Raw genomic sequence first — 17,920 nt, 5'->3', positions numbered from 1 at the left:
ACCCGCCATTTCCCGCACGAAGCGTTACCTCAATGGCGAGATTCGCGTTCCCACTCGTCTTCGTCCATCGCAAGCCGGAAGCCAAGATGCGACATGCCATTCATTGGGTCCGTGCCGCGGCGCGCACTGGTTCGATAGCTGATGCAGTAGGTTTCGCTGCACAGGAACGAGCCGCCGCGCGTCACGCGCTCGGGTGCCGTGGCGGTCGGACCATTGTCCGGGTCGTAGCTCGATGGAGGTCCGGAAGGATTGCTAACGACACGTCCGGACGCCGCCTCGATGCGAAACGCGTCCGCGCGATACCAATCGGCGACCCATTGCCAGACGTTGCCGGCCATGTCATAGAGACCATAGCCATTCGGCGCGAAGCGGCCCACGGCCGTCGTGCCCACCTGAACCTTCTCGTGGCTGCCACGATTTTCGGTGACGGGGAACGGGCGAGCCGCGTCGTCCCAGGTGTTCGCCATCTTTTTGCCGGCTGGCGCGAATTCCTTGCCCCAGGCATAGTCGACCTGTTCGAGGCCGCCGCGCGCTGCGTATTCCCATTCCGCTTCGGTCGGTAGCCGCTTGTGCGCCCAGCGCGCATAAGCGCGCGCATCTTCATAGGACACCTGCACGACCGGATGATTCTCCTTGCCGGCGATACTGCTGCCTGGTCCCGTCGGATGCCGCCAGTTCGCGCCAGGCACGAATTTCCACCAGCGCGAGTAGTCGTTCAGCGCGACAGGCGCGTCCGTGCCGGTGAAGACGAGGGCGCCGGGGACGAGCGTGGCGTCGTCGGGGCGCGGCGTGCCGGGCGGCAGTTGAACTGCCAGATCTTCCCAGCGCGGCTTGCGCTCGGCCGTCGTCACATAGCCCGTGGCGGCGACGAAACGGGCAAATTGCGCGTTGGTGACGTCGTGGCGGTCGATCCAGTAGCCGTGGATCTTGACTTCGTGCGCGGGCCGTTCGTTGGGCAGCGCGCGCGGGTGCTCGCTGCCCATCATGAATTCGCCGGCCGGAATCCACACCATGTCCTTCGGGCCGGCCGCGCCGTCGCCCACCGTGAGCGGGACGGGGCCCTTGAAATGCTCATAGGCGGCGATGGTGGTGCCGGTCATGACGAGCGCGACTGCGACTGCGACCAGGCTCGCCTTGTACCAATGCTTGTTTGCTGACTTCATTGCTGTTTCCAAATGCCAAAAGCGCCGACGTCGGGCTGGACGTCGGCGCGTTTCAAGCCTACTTCAGCGAGGCCTGGGTTCTGGGTGGGTACTTCTTGAGCACCTGCTGATAGCGGGCATACTCCATCACGAGCGGCACGCTGGCTGGGATATGGCGGATCGCGATCGACTCCTCTTCCTTCGGGTCGGTGTAGAGGTTGAAGACCAGTACGGTCCATGCATCGCCGACCATCCCCGCGAAGCCGCCGTTGTAGCCCTTCTGGGTCACGGCGTCCGGAAGCTGGAACTTCTTCATCAGCTTGAACTCGTCGACGCGCACAGCGGAAAGCTCATCGTTCCAGAAGTAGAAGACGCTGCGCCGGTTGGAGACGCCCTTGTCGGCGAGCAGGAACGAGGTCTGGTCGACGCCGTCGAGGTACGTCGTCGGCGGCACGAGCTGCGAGAGACCCGCACCCGGCGTGCCGGCCAGGGCAACCGACGTGTTGAACAGGTCCGCGAAATCGAACAGACCGTCCGAGCGGCGCGGCTCGACCATGCCCTTCCAGTAGACGAAGAACGGCTGGCGCACGGCGCCTTCCCAGGTCGAGCCCTTGCCGCCGCGGAACATCGAGCGCGCAGCCGGCTGGACTTCCTGCTCGGGGCCGTTATCCGACGTGAAGAACACGATCGTATTGTCCAGTTCGCCGTTCGCCTGCAGCGTGTCGATCAGCTTCCTGAACATGTCGTTAACCTGAACGATGCAGTCGCCGTAGTTCGTGCGCGCCGCCGAGCGTCCCCTGTAGTAGTCGTTCGGATAGTTGTCGAAGTGGCAGGCGCGCGGCGCGTAGTACAGGAAGAACGGCTTGGTGGCGTTCTTCTGGCGGTTGAGGAAGCCGACGGTGTAGTCGAGCCACTTCGTGTCGAGGTCCTTGATGGTGTCGGTGTTGATCTCGTACAGGCTTTCGATCGGGCCGCCCTTCACGGCGTGCACGTCGCTCTTGTTGAACGGCAGATTCAGGATGTAGCGATAGCGCTGCGGGCTCAGCGCGATTTCCGGGTTGTATTGCGGGTCGCGCCACTCGGTGTACATGTCGGAGACCGAGAGGAAGCCGCGGAAGTCGTCAAAGCCGACGTTCTGCGGCTGCGAACCCGTGTTCTCGCCAATGTGCCACTTGCCAACCGCCTGGGTCGTGTACCCGGCGCGCGAGAGCAGCTCCGGCAACGTGGTCAGCCCTTCGAGGCCGCCTGGCTGGCCGTACATCGGCGGGATCTGGATGCCGTGGTGGGCCGGGTTCTGCCCGGTCATGATGGTCGCGCGGGTCGGCGAGCAGCTCGGCTGCGAGTAGGCCGAGCTCAGGATCAGACTCTGGTTCGCGATGCGGTCGATGTCGGGCGTGGCGTTGCCCACGGCCTCGCCGCCGCCGTTGAAGCCGAAGTCGCTATAACCGACGTCGTCGAGCAGGAAAACCACGATGTTGGGGCGCTTGCCGGTCTTCTTCTGCAGGGCTTCGAGCTTGCGGACGGCATCCTGCTCCTGATCCGCGTGCGGGATGACCGGCTCCATGTTGTCCGCAAGCTTGACCGTGCGGGACGCCAGATAATTGTTGGGCTGGTCGTAGCCGGCCATGCCCTGTTCCCTCGTGGGTTCGGTGATCGTCTGCGCGCTCGTGGCGTGCGAGATGGCCAGCGTCGCTCCTGCTGCGAGGAGCAAGGCTGGGATGATGTGTTTCATGGCGTCTCCTGCCGTTGCGGTAAAGGCCGGTGACTGGCTGGCGAACGGAGCGGGCGCCGACAGAAGCCATGCCACCACGCGGGTCACCGCCGCAGTCGATCCGGGAAATCACGGATACCTGTGGTGTCGTCCACCGGGCCCACTTGGCCCGGGAGGCGACTCAGATTTCAAAATAACAGCGTATGGCGCGTCGAATCACCCCTCGTTAATAGGGGGCTGCGTCGAATGCGCGTCAGCCCAGCTGGCGCGAGATGATGAGTTTCTGGATGTGGCTCGTGCCTTCGTAGATCTTGCAGACGCGCACGTCGCGCAGATAGCGCTCCACCGGGAAGTCGCACAGATAGCCGTAGCCTCCGTGAATCTGGAGCGCGCTCGAGCAGACCTTCTCGGCCATCTCGCTCGCAAAGAGCTTGGCGATCGACGCTTCCTTCATGCAGTCCGCGCCGGTGTCGCGCAGCCGCGCGGCGTGCAGGCAGTACTGGAACGCCACGTCGACCTGCGCGGCCATGTCGGCCAGATCGAACGCAACGCCCTGGATCTGTGCGATCGGCGCGCCATAGGCCTCGCGCTCGTTGGCATATTTCACCGCCGCGTCGAGCGCGCCGCGGGCCGCGCCCGCAGCGATGAAAGCGATGCCGATGCGGCCATCCGATAAACCGCCCATCACCGTCCGGTAGCCACCACCCTCAGCGCCAAGCCGTTGTTCGACGGGCACGCGACAGTTCTCGAGCGCGATCTGCGCCGTGTGGGCCGTGTGCTGACCGAGCTTGTCCTCGACGCGCGTCGTGGCGTAGCCGGGCTGCGAAGGATCGACGATGAACGTCGTGGCGCCGCGCTTGCCGGCGGCCTTGTCGGTGATGGCGAATACCACGCCCACGCCGGCCTCGCTGCCGTTCGAGATGAACTGCTTCGCGCCGTTGATGACGTAATGATCGCCGTCGCGTACCGCACTCGTGCGCAGTGCCGCCGTGTCCGAGCCTGCATGTGCTTCGGAGAGCAGGAACGCGCCGATCGATTCGCCGCTCGCCATCGCGGGCAGGAAGCGCTGCTTCTGTTCCTCGGTGCCGTGTTCCGCGATGCACATCGCCGTGAAGTTGTGGACGTGCAGGATCGTGGCGAGGCCCGCGTCGTGAGCGGCGAACTCGTGCTGTGCCAGGCAGAAGTCGAGCACGCCCGCGCCCGTGCCGCCATAGGCTTCGGGCACCAGCATGCCGAGAAAACCGAGTTCGGCCAGCGCCTTGATTTCGGCGTGCGGCCATGCGGACTCGCGGTCGCGCTGGGCGGCCGTCGGCGCGACGATCTCGTTCGCGACGCGGCGCGCCGAGTCGCGAATCATGATCTGTTGCTCGCTGAGGAACAGGCTGGAGAGGTCTTTACTCATGGATTGTCATCCTTGTGTTGGGTCGAGGCGGGCAGGGCGAGCGACGCTCAGCGCGCGTCCCAGTCGCGCAGAACGTCCTGCGTGTGTTCGCCGCGCTGCGGGATCCGGCGCGGGCCGGGCAGCGGCGTGGCCGAGAAGCGCGGGGCGGGGTTGGCCTGCAGGACGCCGCTTTCGCGGGTGTAGACCTCGCGTGCCCGCATGTGTGGATGCAGTGCGGCCTCGTCGGGACTAAGCACCGGCGCGAAGCAGGCATCGCTGCCTTCCAGCAACGCGCACCACGCGTCGCGGGTTTGGGTCGCGAAGAGATCGGCGAAGCGGCGGCGCAGGTCGGGCCATGCGCTGGCGTCGTAGGCCTTGTCGAAAGCCGGGTCGTCGGCGAAGCCGAGCTTTTCGCGCAGCAGGCGATAGAACTTCGGTTCGAGTGAGCCGACCGAGATCATGCCGCCATCGGCGCAGCGATAGGTGTTGTACCAGTGAGGACCGTCGAGCAGGCTCTGGCCGCGCGCCGCCGTGAACTTGCCGGATGCCTGGAGCGCATGCAGCAAGGTCATCATGTGCGCGCTGCCGTCGACGATGGCGGCGTCCACCACTTGCCCCTCACCGGTCGCGCGTGCGTGCATGATGCCCGCGAGCAGCCCCACGGCGAGATAGAGTGCGCCGCCGCCGATGTCGCCGACGAGGCTCGGCGGCGTGATGGGCGGCTCGCCAGGCTGGCCCGAATACCAAAGTGCGCCGGACAGCGCGATGTAGTTCAGGTCGTGCCCTGCGGCATGCGCGAGCGGGCCGGTTTGTCCCCAGCCGGTCATGCGGCCATAGACGAGCTGTGGGTTGTGTTGCAGGCACACGTCCGGGCCGAGGCTGAGGCGTTCCATCACGCCGGGCCGCATGCCTTCGATCAGCGCGTCGCATTGTTCGACCAGTTGCAGCACGGTCTGGACACCCTCGGGCGTTTTCAGATCGACCGCCACCGAACGCTTGCCGCGATTCGGGATGTCGTGATTGCCGAGATCGACCCGGTCGGCGTCGGGTTCGACGCGGTCGACCACCACCACGTCCGCGCCCAGATCGGCGAGTAACATGCCGCAAAACGGCCCCGGTCCGATGCCTGCAATTTCGAGCACGCGCACGCCGGTGAGCGGGCCTTGCCTGTCTGGCGCCATGGTCTGCCTCATCATCGTTGAATGCGACCAATGATAGAGAGCGCGCGGCGCGCAGACACCCCCTCGGAAGGAAAGGGGGCGGCGGGCGGCGGCGTCCGCAGGTGGCGCGGCGCGCCCCCTATTCAAGGCAGGGGCGGAGCGCCTCGTGTGCGCACGCGGTGTAAAGGGCCGTGCAAAGGGCGATGTAACGGACGGCGGCTCACGTTCCGCCGCACACGGTCATTTGATGTAGCCGTGCTCGCGCGCCCACGTCATGGCGTCGTAACGCGAGGAGACGCCGAGCTTGGTGAGGATGTTGCGCACGTTCCATTTCGTAGTCCCGACCGAAATGTTCAGGGTCAGGGCGATGCGTTTGTTGGACATGGCCTGCGAGATCAGCAGCAGGATTTCGCGTTCGCGTGGCGTGAGGTTGACGCCTTCGCGCGCGAGCGTCTGCGCGCCATGTCTGGCCTTACGGGTGGGCGGCGAAGGGTTTGCGGCGTCACCGGGCTTCAGCAGCGTGTCGAGTAACGCCGCGGCCTGCGGGGAGAGTGCCGCCTCGTTGCGTAGCGTGGCGAGGCGCGGCGCGGCCGGTTCGCCGTCGTCGATGAACGTGCGCACGAGTCCGAGCGTCGCGCCTGTGTTCAATGCATCGACGAGACACTGCCGGGCTGCCGCCGCCTGCTCGATGTCCTCATAGGCGGCTGCCGCCAGCAGGTTCACGCGGACGAGCAGTCGTTCGCGGCCGGCTGCCAGCGCGAAGGCGCGTGCCTGCTGGAGGGCGTTGAGCGCCTCGGACGTGTTGCAGTTCACGAGCGCGAGGCGGGCACGCGCGATCGCCGTGATCGCCCGCGTCTCGTTGGCCGGGGCCGGCTCGGCTGGGCCTTCGCTTTCGCCCGCTGTGGCGAGCGCGTCGAGTTGCGTCATCACGCCTTGCGCCCGCACATGATCCCCGTCGCCGAGCAGGATATGCACGGCCTCGCCCAGCATGAAGGCGGCGGGCCGAGGCAGGCCGAGCGCCCGGAAATGCGCGGCCTGCCGCTGCAGGAAGGCGAGGGCCGCCGCCGAACCCTGATCGATGCGGTCGAGCTGGGCATGGACGAGCGATGCCTGCACCATGACGTCGGGCCAGGAGGCGCGCAGCAGGTTCGTCCGGTTGGCGAGGACGTCGCGCGCGTCGGCGATACGGTCCATTTCGTAGTACGCGTCGCCGAGCATGGCGGCGCACAGATCCGCACAGACCGAGTGCCTTCCGTAGGTCGTCTCGGCCTGCTGGAGCAGCGCCGCGCCACGGCGCGCCGTTTCGCGGACCTGACCTTGCTTCAGGTAGGTTGCGGGCAGCGTGGCCTCAAACATCAGCGCGATCTCGCTGCCCTGATCGTCGCTCTGCACGGCGTGCTCCTCGTGCAGCCGCAGGGCTTCGCGAACGCGGCCCACGTGCGCGAAGGCGGTCACGAGCGCCCCAATGTAGACGTATTTCAACGTCCGGTTCGAGGGCCACGACTCTTGCGGGCGCTCCAGCAAACCGACGACGTGCTGGCCATCGTCACGCTGCGTCGCGATGGTCGCTTCCGCCAGCGCGAGCTGGATCTCCATGCCGGGCAGGCGGGACGCGTTGCTGCGCCACAACTGGTCGAGCCAGCGCTGTGCCTGCGCTGGCCGCGCGGTCAGCGCATAGGTCAGGCAGCCGAGAAAGGAGAGCCGCGGATGCTCGACGAGCGTGTCCTCGGGCAGATGGTCGAGCAATTGGGCCATCGCGCCGACGGCGCTGAAACGCCAGTCGGGCGGCATGGCGCTTTCGACGGTCCGCACGGCGAGCGCGAGGTCGCCGGTGAGCTTCGCATGACGCACGGCGTCAACGAGCATCTGCTGGCTCGCGAACCACGCGCTCGCGCTGCGGTGCAGCGCCTGAACGATGTCGCCGCCACGCGCGGCGAGCCGGTTGCCGAGGAACTCGCCGAGCAGCGGATGAAAGCGGTACCACGGCGTGCGATCGTCGGTTTCGACGCGCTGGATCAACAGGAATTCCTCTTCTGCGCGCTTCACGAGATCGGCGGCTTGCGTCTGCCCCGTGACGTGAGCGGCCAGCGCCGCGCTGAAGCGCCGCAGCGGCGCGAGCATTTCGAGGAACGCGATGATGTCCGCCGGCACTTGCGCGATCACGTCCTCGGCAAGGTAGTTCTGCAGATCGCCCGAGCGGCGCAAAAACACCGGCAACTGGCTACGCGCGGCCGGGCGATTGCGCAGCATGATCGCGATGAGCTGCAGGCTCGCCGGCCAGCCGCGCGTGACGTCCTGGATCAACTGGAGCTCATCGGTCGTCAGCTTGATCGTCGCAAGATTCTGCTCGAAGAACGCCTGGGTCTCATCGAGGCTGAACGGCAGGTCTTCGAAACCGGCCTCGGCGAGCTGGCCGTACACGCGCAGACGGCTGAGCGAGAGTGGCGGCGTGGTGCGCGACGCAATCACGATGTGCAGATTGGCGGGGCTATGGGTGACGAGCTTGCGCATCAGCTCGTGTGCCCACGGGTCGTCGACATGATGGTAGTCGTCGATGAAAAGATAGATGTCCTTCGCAACCCGCTCGGCGAGCGCGATGATCGTCGCCGCGACAGGCTCGACCGGACACGCCCGGTCGTCGTGTTCGGCGATGGGCATGTCCTTGGGCGCGATGCCGAGGCACGCGAGCGCGCCGAGCAGATCGCGGCAGAACACAGCCCTGCGCCGGTCGTCCGCCGCGAGCGCGAGCCAGGCGACTTCCGCGCCGGTCTTCATCAGTTCCTGGCGCCATTGCACGAGCAGGATGGTCTTGCCGAAGCCCGCGCTGCCTGTGATGAGCGTGAGCGCGCAATGCCGCGCCTCGTTGCGCAGGCGCTCGATGAGCCGCTTGCGCACGATATGGCGGGGGCCGATGCGCGGCGGCGCGAACTTCGCCGGCAGGTTGGATTCGTCGGGTTGTGGTGTCTGGAACGTCAACGTCATGGCTTGGCTTGCCGCGGGCGGCACGCGCTCTGGATGGACCGGGCGGCAGGTGAGACCGGTTGCGCGTGCGAAGGTCTCGTCGCGTCCGGCAGGGCGGCAGTCGTGCGCCAGGCGCCACCGATACCGGGCATCTCGTCGGTTTCGATGCTAGCACGCACGACCTGCCGGAGACCCCCCTCTTATCGGGTGTGGCGTCGCGCCCCCCCGCAAATGAAGGGGAATTTGCACGGCTCGCTCCCTATCGTTGCAACGTACGCATGGCGCGCTTCACGGCGCCGGGGACGCCGCACCGGCTGGATGCGCGGGCTCTGTCCCTGGCGCCGCGGCGGCGTTGTGTGAATCATCCGCAGCAGACGATTTTTCGCCAGGACTGGCATGGATTGAGGAGCAATAGATGAGCGTCACGTTTGAACTGAAGGGCCCGGTAGGCTGGATCACGCTTGCACGTCCGGAAGCCATGAACGCGCTGTCGCGCGAGATGGTGGAAGGCATCACCGCGAAGCTCGTGGAATGGAAGGACAACCCGCAGGTGCGCGTCGTCGCCCTGACGGGCACGGGCCGCGCGTTCAGCGCCGGCGCCGACCTGAAGACGGCCGGCGCGCCCGCGCAACCAGGCGAGAAGGACTTTCTCGACAAGATTATCGAGCTGTTCGACACGATGCGCGCGTTTCCGCGACCGGTCATCGCGGCGGTCAACGGTCTCGCGCTCGCGGGCGGCCTTGAGGCCGTGATGACCTGCGACTTCGTGATCGCGGCGGAAAGCGCGCGCTTCGGCGATGCCCACTCGAATTTCGGCGTGTTCCCGGGTGGCGGCGGTGCCGCCGTGCTGCCGCGCAAGATTCCCGTGAACATCGCGAAGTATCTGCTGTTCACGGGCGATTCGGTGTCGGCGCAGAAGATGGAGCAGTACGGCCTCGTCGCGGAAGTGGTCGCCGATGCTGAGCTGCTCGACCGCGTGCAGGCAATCGGCGAGAGGCTCGCGGCGAAGAGCCCGCTCGTGCTCTCGAAGATGAAGCTCGTCGCCGACGAATCGGCCGACAAGCCGGTCGCCGACGCGCTGCGCCACGAAGTGCTTGAGTTGCGCAATCACCAGCGTTCATACGACATTCAGGAAGGGCTGCGCGCGTTCGTCGAGAAGCGCAAGCCGGAATTCAAGGGCTACTGATCCCGGCGGCATCGCACGGGCTCGTTCGAATTTTGAGGAAATCATGGAAAACATCTATATCGTCGGCGTGAGCATGACGCCGTTTGGCCGTCACATGGACAAGAGCGTCAAGCAGCTCACCGCATGGGCGGTCGAGGACGTGCTCAAGGACGCCGCCTGCGAGCGCAAGTGGGTAGAGGCCGCGTTCTTCGGCAACACGGCGCAAGGCCACTTCGACGGCCAGCACATGATTCGCGGTCAGGTGGCGCTTTTGCCGATCGGCCTCGGCGGCATTCCGATTTACAACATCGAGGGCGCGTGCGCGTCGTCGAGCGCGGCGTTCAATCTCGCCGTAATGCAACTGCGCGCGGGCGCGGCCGACGTGGTGCTGGCCGTGGGCGCCGAAAAGATGTACTCGGACGACAAGGCCAAGATGTTCTCGTGCTTTGAATCGGCCTGGGACGTCGAGACGCTCGACGAGAACAAGAGCTGCCTCGCCGGCATGGGCAAAGACATCGTGCCGCCGCCCGGCTCGCAGTCCGACAAGCCGTACAGCCCGTTCATGGACGTCTATGCGGCGCTCGGCCGCGCGTTCATGTCGCGCTTTGGCGTGACGCAGCGCCAGATCGCGGCGGTCGCGGCGAAGAATCACAACCACTCGGTGCATAACGAGCGCTCGCAATACCGTAAGCCGATGACGATCGACGAAGTGCTGGCCGCGCCGCCCATCACCTACCCGATGACGCTGCCGATGTGCTCGCCGATCTCGGACGGCGCCGCCGCCGCGATCCTCTGTACGGAAAGCGCGCTGAAGAAGTACGGGTTCGACCGCAGCCGCGCGGTCAAGGTCATGGCGAGCGTGCTGCGCTCGGGCTCCGCGCGCGCGGCCGACGACTATGAGAACGCCTGTACGCCGCAAGCCGCGAAGGACGCGTTCGAGCAGGCCGGCATCAGCCCGTCCGAAATCAACGTTGCCGAGCTGCACGACGCCACCGCGATCGGCGAACTCATCACGTTCGAAGGGCTCGGCCTGCGCGAGCCGGGCATGAGCGGCATCCTCGCCGAGCGCGGCGAGACGTCGCTTGGCGGCTCGATCGTGGTCAACCCGTCGGGCGGCCTTGAATCAAAGGGCCATCCGATCGGCGCGACCGGGCTCGGCCAGATCTTCGAGCTGGTCGAGCAGCTGCGCGGCAATTGCGGCCCACGTCAGGTCGAAGGTGCGCGCTTTGCGATTCAGGGCAATGGCGGCGGCCTCTGGCGAGTGGAAGAGGCGCTCGAGCACATTGCCATTCTCGGCAAGGCTTAACGGCGGAAAGCATATGGCCGGCCAGCGCGGCCGGCCTGGAGTCAAGCTATGGTTGAAGTCAATTGGGAGGAGCGTGTCGCGATCCTCACGATGAAGGGCGCGTCGCCGTGGAATGTCATGGATCGGGCGATGCTCGAGCAGCTCGGCGCGGCGCTTCGTGAAGTTGTCGCGCAGGGCGCTCGTGCGCTCGTGCTGACTGGCGCGGGGCGCGTGTTCTCGGCGGGCGGCGACGTGAACACGTTTCACGCGCTCGCGCAGGAGGGAGAGGACGTGCTGTCGAGCACCATCGGCGCGCTCATGGAGGACCTCGGCAACCCGATCGCCCACTTCATCGCCGAGTCGCCGGTGCCGGTTATCAGCGCCGTCAACGGCCCATGCGCGGGCGGCGCGCTTGGCTATGCGCTGGCCGCGGATATCGTGCTGTGCGCGCGCTCGGCGTACTTCCTCGTGCCGCAGGTCACGCAACTGGGCGTCGTACCGGATCTCGGCATCAACTGGGTGATCGCGCGTGCGCTTGGACGCCCGCGCGCGCTCGGCATGGCGTTGCTCGGGGACCGCATCAGCGGCGAGCAGGCGGAAGCCTGGGGCCTCGCATGGCGCTGTCTCGACGACGCGGAGTTGATGCCGAAGGCGCTCGCGATTGCTGGCAAGCTGGCGGCGTTGCCGACCGAGGCGGTGGTCGAGTGTCGTCGCCTCGTCGACGGCGCGGGCCAGGTTTCGATGAAGCAGTCGCTCGCCGACGAGCGCGAAGTGCAGCGCGGTCTCGTTCGCTCGACGTTCTTTCGCGACGCCTGCGCGCGTTTCGCGGCGAAGTAGTGCGGCGGTGCATCGGCCAGGCCGGTGCGCCGGCCGGCCGACCCCGCCAACAGAAAGGGGCGGGGTGGCCGCGGGCCGCCCTAAGCTCCCAGAGCGGACCATCCGGGTCCGCCATGAAAGGGACGATAGGGAGAAGACATGAAACCGTATTTTCGCTCGCTGTGCGCTGCGGCGCTATCGACCATGGCGGCCGTTGCGCTGCCATCGGCGGCACAGACTGCCGCCGGATCGCAGGCCGTTGCCGTGACGGTGGACAACTTCGTGCGTGCCGAAACCGACACGTACTTCGCGGCGCTCGCGAAGCAGGGCGCCTTGGGCAAGTTCCATCACTACCGCGAGCTGATGCCGATCGACCGGCAAGCCGTCGTGCGCGCGAACCGGGACACCCTTTATTCCGTGGGCGTGTTCGATCTCGACGCCGGACCGCTGACGATCACGCTGCCGGACGCGGGTTCACGCTTCCGCTCGATCGCCGCCATCAGCGAGGACGAATACGTGCCCTTCGTCGCTTATGGCAAGGGGCCTTACACCTTCACCCGCCAGCAGGTCGGCACGCGTTACGTGATGATCGGTGTGCGGACGTTGGCCGATGTGCGGAATCCGGCGGACGTGCAGGCCGTTCATGCGCTGCAGGACGGCATCGCATGGCAACAGGCGTCAACGGGCCGCTTCGAGGTGCCCGACTGGGACAGCGCCTCGCAAAAACGCGTGCGCGACGCGCTTGTCCAATTGGGCGCCACGCTGGCCGACCTGAACCGCACGTTTGGCATGCCGGGCGACGTTTCGCCCTTGCGTCACCTGATTGGCGCGGCCATGGCCTGGGGCGGCAATCCGGACAAGGACGCGGTCTACGTCAACGTGACGCCTGGCCGCAATGACGGCGGCACGGTCTATCGTCTGAGCGTGGCGAACGTGCCGGTGGACGGTTTCTGGTCGATCAGTGTCTACAACGGGAAGGGTTACTTCGAGCCGAACGCCCAGGCGGCCTACACGATCAACAACGTTCTGGCGAAGAAGGACGCGGACGGTGCCGTGACCGTGCAGTTCGGCGGCTGTGACGGCGGCGTGCCCAATTGCCTGCCGGTCACGCCCGGCTGGAATTACATGGTCCGCCTGTATCGGCCGCGTGCCGGGATACTGGACGGCCGCTGGAAGTTTCCCGAGGCGCAGGCGGTCGCTCAGGCGACCCGGTGAGCCGCCGCTCGTCGGCCATCCGAACACAGGGAGGAAATCAATCATGCGGACTACACAGCAACTCTTCAGTCTCGAGGGGCGGACTGCGCTCGTTACGGGAAGCTCGCGCGGACTCGGCTTGCAGATTGCCGAGGCGCTCGGCGAGCAGGGCGCGCGCGTCATGCTGTCGGCGCGCAAGACCGACGAACTCGACGAGGCGGCTCGCCACCTCCATTCGCGCGGCATCGACGCTGCGTGGATTGCAACGGACGGCGCGTGCGAAACGCACATCGCGCGTCTCGCCGACGAGACGCTTGCCGCGTTCGGGCACATCGACATCCTCGTGAACAACGCGGGAGCGACATGGGGCGCGCCAGCCGAAGACTATCCGCTCGCCGCCTGGGACAAGGTCATGAACCTGAACATCCGTGGACTCTTCCTTCTCACGCAGCGCATCGGCAAGCAGTCGATGATCCCGCGCCGATACGGCCGCGTCGTCAACGTGGCGTCGATCGCCGGGCTCGCCGGGAATGCGCCAGGTACGATGGAGACGATTGCTTACAACACGTCCAAAGGCGCCGTCGTCAATTTCACGCGCACGCTGGCGGGCGAATGGGGCAGGCACGGCATCACCGTGAATGCGCTCGCGCCCGGTTTTTTTCCTTCGAAGATGACGCAGGGCTCGCTCGAACGGATCGGCGTCGAGAACATGTGCGCCGGCGTGCCGCTCAACCGGCTCGGCGACGACGAAGATCTGAAGGGCGCCGCCGTGCTTTTTGCGAGCGACGCGGGCAAGCACATCACCGGGCAGATACTCGCGGTGGACGGCGGCGTGAGCGCAGTGTGACCGCGCCTTCGCTCGCCTGAAAAGGCACGTTACGCAGACACGAGGCCGTAGCCTGCAACGTCACCTTGCCGGGGAACACGGACATCCTTGCCGCGTTCCCCGTACACGTCAATGAACCCTCTCTTGCCGTTGCACCGACGCTCAGAGATTGCGCGAGATGATGAGCTTCTGGATGTGGCTTGTGCCCTCGTAGATCTTCGTCACGCGCACGTCGCGGTAGTAGCGCTCGACCGGGAAGTCGCTCAGATAACCATAGCCGCCGTGGATCTGCAGGGCGTCCGAGCAGACCTTCTCGGCCATTTCGCTCGCGAAGAGCTTGGCCATCGATGCTTCCTTCGTGCACGGCAGGCCGGCCGTGTGAAGGCGCGCCGCGTGAAGCACGAACTGATGCGCGATCTCCACCTGGGTCGCCATGTCGGCGAGGTCGAAAGCGACGCCTTGCAGCTCGATGATCGGCGCGCCGTAGGCTTCGCGTTCCTTCGCATAGCGCACGGCAGCGTCGAGCGCGGCGCGGGCCGTGCCGACGGCGATGGCCGCGATCGCGATGCGGCCTTCCGACATGCCGCGCAGCATCTGCCTGTACGCGCTGCCTTCGTCACCGATCAGGTTGGCCGTCGGCACGCGGCAGTCGATCAGCTGGATCTGCGCGAGGTGCGCGGAGCGCTGGCCGAGCTTGTCCTCGACGCGCGCGACATGGTAGCCGGGCTCGGACGTGTCGATGATGAACATGCTCGCGCCCTTCTTGCCCGACGCCTGGTCGGTAATGGCGAGCGCTACGGCGACACCGGCCTTGTTGCCGTTGGAGATGAACTGCTTGTTGCCGTTCAGCACGTAATGATCGCCGTCGCGCTTCGCCGAAGTGCGGAACGCAGCGGTGTCCGATCCCGCCTGCGGCTCCGAAAAGAGGCCGGCGCCAAAACTCTCGCCCGTGACCATGCGCGGCAGGAAGCGTTTCTTTTGTTCTTCACTGCCCAACTCGGCGATCAGGCCCGCGATGGTGTTGTGAACGTGCACGACGGTGGCGAATCCCGCATCGGCGGCGGCGAACTCTTCGAGGGCGAGGCTGTACTCGACGAAGCTCGCGCCCGATCCGCCGTGCTCCGCGGGCACCAGCATGCCGAGGAAGCCGAGCTTCGCGACGGCGTCGAGCTCGCCGGTCGGCCATGCGTGAGTGCGGTCGCGCTCGGCGGCCGTCGGGGCAACGATTTCGGTGGCGACGGTGCGCGCCGAGTCGCGGATCATCACTTCCTGTTCGCTCAGGAACGCTGTGGATACGTCGGTCATGGGTTCTCTCTCCTGGTTGGACGTGCGCGGTGACGCGCGCCACGGCATGGCGTTGCGACAGGGGCCGGACGTGCGCGCGGCGCGCACGCGGTCCCGGGTGCCTGCTCGCACTATGAACGGTGCGGGCGGGCGTCGCTCCCCTACATTGGAGGGGGGCGAGGGAGCGGTCTCTGCATTCGCGGCCGACTTGCCCCCCATCTGGAAGGGGGCGGCTGTCCGTGACGGCGTCATATGCTCGGTTCACAACCTGGGATGTACTGCGGTGCGCGTCGCCCGGCGGGCAGTCGCCCTCGTCGAGCACGCTGGTTGCGCGTGCCGTGCGACGAGGGTGCGTGGCACGTCCGCGGTACAGGTTCATTCTTTTGATCGAGACATTGGAGAGACTTTCATGAGCATCCGTTTTGACGGCAAGGTTGCACTGATCACCGGCGCAGGCGCGGGTCTTGGCCGCGCGCATGCGCTGGCATTCGCCGCACGCGGCGCGAAGGTAGTGATCAACGATTTCGGCGGCGGCCGGGACGGCACGGGTAGCTCGACGTCGGCCGCGCAGGCCGTGGTCGACGAAATCCGCAAGGCGGGCGGCACAGCGATCGCGAACGGCGCGAACGTTGCCGACGCGGCGCAGGTCCAGGCGATGGTCGATCAGACGATGGCCGAGTTCGGACGCATCGACATCCTCGTGAACAACGCGGGCATTCTGCGCGACAAGAGCTTCACCAAGTCGACGCCCGAGGACTTCAAGCTGGTACTCGACGTTCACCTGATGGGCTCGATCAACTGCTCGAAGGCGGTGTGGGACGTCATGCGCGCGCAGGAATACGGCCGCATCCTGATGACGACCTCGGCAGCGGGCCTCTACGGCAACTTCGGCCAGGCGAACTATGGTGCGGCCAAGATGGCGCTCGTCGGCCTGATGAACGTGCTGAGCGTGGAAGGCCGCAAGAACAACATCAAGGTCAACACGATTGCGCCGGTCGCGGCGACCCGCATGACCGAAGACGTGCTGCCCCCCGAGGCGCTGGCGCGCATCCAGCCGGAGCGCGTCACGCCGGGCGTGCTGTATCTGTGCAGCGAACAGGCGCCGACCAAGGTGATCCTCGCGGCGGGCGGCGGCACGTTCTCGAGCGCGACGGTCATGGAGACCGCGCCGGTCCATCTCCCGGACGCCGAACTGACGCCGGAAGGCGTGGCCGCGCGCTTCGGCCAGATCGCCGACTGGAGCACGGCACGCGCCTACAAGGAAGTGACGGAGCAGGTGCAGGTGTTCCTCGCGCCGGTTGCGGGCTAAACCTTCGCTCAGGTCTGCAAGACTCGCGCACGGCGTCCGCATGGACGCCGTGTGCATTTTCAGGGTGGAGGAATTCGATGAAACTGGACTTTGCCAACGTCATGTCACACCTCGCGGTGCGGTTCGCGGACCGCGAGGCGCTCGTCAACGTCGAGCGCGGGCGGCGCTATACGTTCCGCGAGCTTCATCTGTTGACCAACCGCATCGTCAACATGATGCGCGAGCGGCTGGACCTGCGCCGCGATGACGTTTATCTTTGCCTGCTCGAAAACGACAATCTGTCGTTGCTGCACGCGTGGACCGCGCTCAAGGGCGAGGCATCCGCGGCCTGGACCAACTTCCGCGATTCGATCGACGAACATCGCTCGCAGGTCGATTTCATCCGTCCGAAGGTGGTGTTCATCGAGAACACCTTGCTCGAGCGCTATTTCGACTGGCTGCACGAGCGCGGCATTCAGGTGGTGTGCATGGATCCGCCGGCCGCGCCGCGCGAAGGGCTCACGTTTTTCTGGGACCTGCTCGAAGGCGTGCGCGACGACAAGCCGGGGGTAACGAGCGATGCGTTTTCCGACCCGCTCGTGTACCGCTTCACGGGCGGCACGACTGGCGCGAGCAAGTGCGCGCAGTACACGATGGACAACTGGCTCGCGAGCCGCGACTCGCTGTATGTGGAGTTCGAGCAGGTCTATTCGGAGGAGACGCGCTATCTCCACATGGCGCCCATCAGCCACGGCTCCGGCCTCGCGATGCTGCCGACGCTGTTTCGCGGCGGCTGCACAATCACGCAGAACCTGCCGGAAATCAGGCAATGGTGCCGCAACATCGAGGCCGAGCGCGTCACGACCACGCTGCTGCTCCCTACGCTCGTCTACCGGCTACTCGAGCTGCCCGAAGCCACGCGGCACGATCTTTCGAGCTTGCGCACGCTGGTCTATGGCGGCTCGCCGATGAGCCCTTCAAAGCTCGCGCTCGCTCAGGGGCGCTTCGGCAACGTGTTCATTCAGCAGTACGGATCGACCGAATGCCTGCAGGCCATCTCAACGCTCACGAAGGCCGATCATCTGCGGCCCGGCGAGCGCCACCTGGCGTCGGCGGGCCGTCCGTCGCCGGGTATGGACCTGAAGATCATGGATGAGCGAGGCACCGAGCTCGCGCCCGGCGAGACCGGCGAAATCTGGCTGCGCTCGCGTGCGACGATTTCCGGCTATTTCGGCAATCCGGCCGCGAGCGCGTCGGAATTCGAGGACGGCTACTGGAAATCGGGCGATCTCGGCCACGTCGACGACGAAGGGTATCTCTACATCGTCGATCGCAAGAAGGACATGATCATTACGGGCGGCTTCAACGTCTATGCCGTGGAGGTGGAGGCGGCGCTGAGCTCGCATCCGGCGGTGGAGAATGCGGCCGTGGTCGGGGTGCCGCATGAAGAATGGGGCGAGGCAGTGCACGCGGAGGTTGTCTTGCGCGCCGGTGCCGAGGTGTCGGACGAGGCGCTCATCGAGCACGTGAAAGGGCGGCTCGGTCGCTTCAAGGCGCCGAAATCGATCGCGTTCGTGCAGTCGCTGCCACTTAGCACGGTCGGGAAAGTTCTGCGGCGCGCGGTGCGGGAGAAATACTGGAAGGGGGTCTCGCGGCGCGTTTCGTAGCGGATGCGGCAGGTGGTGTTCATCGAGCCGCTTTCACGGC

Annotated in this window: 13 protein-coding genes; 7 read left to right on the top strand and 6 right to left on the bottom strand. The window is 66.2% G+C overall.

Features of this window, described 5'->3' with window-relative positions; genetic code table 11:
* Positions 1 to 29: 29 nt before the first annotated feature.
* From PQR67_RS22895 to PQR67_RS22875, 5 genes are all read right to left on the bottom strand, one after another.
* Positions 30 to 1,163, bottom strand: a complete 1,134-nt coding sequence (locus tag PQR67_RS22895; protein ID WP_408464341.1) for a formylglycine-generating enzyme family protein — start codon at positions 1,161 to 1,163, stop codon at positions 30 to 32.
* Positions 1,164 to 1,221: 58 nt separating this feature from the next.
* A complete protein-coding gene (locus PQR67_RS22890) occupies positions 1,222 to 2,874 on the bottom strand; it encodes a sulfatase-like hydrolase/transferase (protein ID WP_408464339.1) in 1,653 nt (550 codons plus the stop codon).
* Positions 2,875 to 3,106: 232 nt separating this feature from the next.
* Complete coding sequence (locus PQR67_RS22885; RefSeq protein ID WP_408464337.1) at positions 3,107 to 4,255, bottom strand: acyl-CoA dehydrogenase family protein; 1,149 nt, start codon at positions 4,253 to 4,255, stop codon at positions 3,107 to 3,109.
* A gap of 47 nt (positions 4,256 to 4,302) precedes the next feature.
* The gene (locus PQR67_RS22880) at positions 4,303 to 5,415 is read right to left on the bottom strand and encodes a CaiB/BaiF CoA transferase family protein (protein WP_408464335.1); all 1,113 of its coding nucleotides are present in this window, start codon (positions 5,413 to 5,415) and stop codon (positions 4,303 to 4,305) included.
* 219 nt (positions 5,416 to 5,634) lie between these two features.
* Complete coding sequence (locus PQR67_RS22875; protein ID WP_408464333.1) at positions 5,635 to 8,376, bottom strand: winged helix-turn-helix domain-containing protein; 2,742 nt, start codon at positions 8,374 to 8,376, stop codon at positions 5,635 to 5,637.
* 394 nt (positions 8,377 to 8,770) lie between these two features.
* On the opposite strand from PQR67_RS22875, the gene PQR67_RS22870 reads away from it, so the two are divergent.
* The 5 genes from PQR67_RS22870 to PQR67_RS22850 all read left to right on the top strand — a co-directional run bounded on the left by PQR67_RS22870 (position 8,771) and on the right by PQR67_RS22850 (position 13,662).
* Complete coding sequence (locus PQR67_RS22870) at positions 8,771 to 9,541, top strand: enoyl-CoA hydratase/isomerase family protein (protein WP_408464331.1); 771 nt, start codon at positions 8,771 to 8,773, stop codon at positions 9,539 to 9,541.
* Positions 9,542 to 9,584: 43 nt separating this feature from the next.
* Entirely contained in the window at positions 9,585 to 10,826 is a 1,242-nt protein-coding gene (locus PQR67_RS22865) for a thiolase family protein (protein ID WP_408464329.1), read from the top strand.
* A 48-nt stretch (positions 10,827 to 10,874) separates the two neighbouring features.
* Complete coding sequence (locus PQR67_RS22860; RefSeq protein WP_408464327.1) at positions 10,875 to 11,642, top strand: enoyl-CoA hydratase/isomerase family protein; 768 nt, start codon at positions 10,875 to 10,877, stop codon at positions 11,640 to 11,642.
* Between the two features lie 138 nt (positions 11,643 to 11,780).
* Positions 11,781 to 12,836, top strand: a complete 1,056-nt coding sequence (locus PQR67_RS22855) for a DUF1254 domain-containing protein (protein ID WP_408464325.1) — start codon at positions 11,781 to 11,783, stop codon at positions 12,834 to 12,836.
* A 43-nt stretch (positions 12,837 to 12,879) separates the two neighbouring features.
* Positions 12,880 to 13,662, top strand: coding sequence for an SDR family oxidoreductase (locus tag PQR67_RS22850; protein ID WP_408464323.1), 783 nt, complete (start codon positions 12,880 to 12,882; stop codon positions 13,660 to 13,662).
* Between the two features lie 141 nt (positions 13,663 to 13,803).
* Here PQR67_RS22850 and PQR67_RS22845 read toward each other — a convergent pair whose 3' ends face one another.
* The gene (locus PQR67_RS22845) at positions 13,804 to 14,946 is read right to left on the bottom strand and encodes an acyl-CoA dehydrogenase family protein (protein ID WP_408464514.1); all 1,143 of its coding nucleotides are present in this window, start codon (positions 14,944 to 14,946) and stop codon (positions 13,804 to 13,806) included.
* 388 nt (positions 14,947 to 15,334) lie between these two features.
* Between PQR67_RS22845 and PQR67_RS22840 the strand changes: the two genes are divergently transcribed.
* Together PQR67_RS22840 and PQR67_RS22835 are read left to right on the top strand one after the other, a co-directional pair.
* A complete protein-coding gene (locus PQR67_RS22840; protein WP_408464321.1) occupies positions 15,335 to 16,234 on the top strand; it encodes an SDR family oxidoreductase in 900 nt (299 codons plus the stop codon).
* Between the two features lie 77 nt (positions 16,235 to 16,311).
* Positions 16,312 to 17,880 (top strand): class I adenylate-forming enzyme family protein, encoded by a 1,569-nt coding sequence (locus PQR67_RS22835; RefSeq protein WP_408464319.1) that lies wholly within the window; start codon positions 16,312 to 16,314, stop codon positions 17,878 to 17,880.
* The last annotated feature ends 40 nt before the right edge of the window (positions 17,881 to 17,920 follow it).

It is taken from the genome of Paraburkholderia fungorum (assembly GCF_046026025.1).
Taxonomy (GTDB): domain Bacteria; phylum Pseudomonadota; class Gammaproteobacteria; order Burkholderiales; family Burkholderiaceae; genus Paraburkholderia; species Paraburkholderia fungorum_E.
The sequence above is the reverse complement of the archived record's forward strand: the minus strand, read 5'-3'. Positions and strand labels throughout refer to the sequence as shown.

Coding starts and splice junctions, on each gene's coding strand:
- PQR67_RS22895 (WP_408464341.1), bottom strand. CDS start 1,163: ATGAAGTCAGCAAACAAGCATTGGTACAAGGCGAGCCTGGTCGCAGTC.
- PQR67_RS22890 (WP_408464339.1), bottom strand. CDS start 2,874: ATGAAACACATCATCCCAGCCTTGCTCCTCGCAGCAGGAGCGACGCTG.
- PQR67_RS22885 (WP_408464337.1), bottom strand. CDS start 4,255: ATGAGTAAAGACCTCTCCAGCCTGTTCCTCAGCGAGCAACAGATCATG.
- PQR67_RS22880 (WP_408464335.1), bottom strand. CDS start 5,415: ATGGCGCCAGACAGGCAAGGCCCGCTCACCGGCGTGCGCGTGCTCGAA.
- PQR67_RS22875 (WP_408464333.1), bottom strand. CDS start 8,376: ATGACGTTGACGTTCCAGACACCACAACCCGACGAATCCAACCTGCCG.
- PQR67_RS22870 (WP_408464331.1), top strand. CDS start 8,771: ATGAGCGTCACGTTTGAACTGAAGGGCCCGGTAGGCTGGATCACGCTT.
- PQR67_RS22865 (WP_408464329.1), top strand. CDS start 9,585: ATGGAAAACATCTATATCGTCGGCGTGAGCATGACGCCGTTTGGCCGT.
- PQR67_RS22860 (WP_408464327.1), top strand. CDS start 10,875: ATGGTTGAAGTCAATTGGGAGGAGCGTGTCGCGATCCTCACGATGAAG.
- PQR67_RS22855 (WP_408464325.1), top strand. CDS start 11,781: ATGAAACCGTATTTTCGCTCGCTGTGCGCTGCGGCGCTATCGACCATG.
- PQR67_RS22850 (WP_408464323.1), top strand. CDS start 12,880: ATGCGGACTACACAGCAACTCTTCAGTCTCGAGGGGCGGACTGCGCTC.
- PQR67_RS22845 (WP_408464514.1), bottom strand. CDS start 14,946: ATGACCGACGTATCCACAGCGTTCCTGAGCGAACAGGAAGTGATGATC.
- PQR67_RS22840 (WP_408464321.1), top strand. CDS start 15,335: ATGAGCATCCGTTTTGACGGCAAGGTTGCACTGATCACCGGCGCAGGC.
- PQR67_RS22835 (WP_408464319.1), top strand. CDS start 16,312: ATGAAACTGGACTTTGCCAACGTCATGTCACACCTCGCGGTGCGGTTC.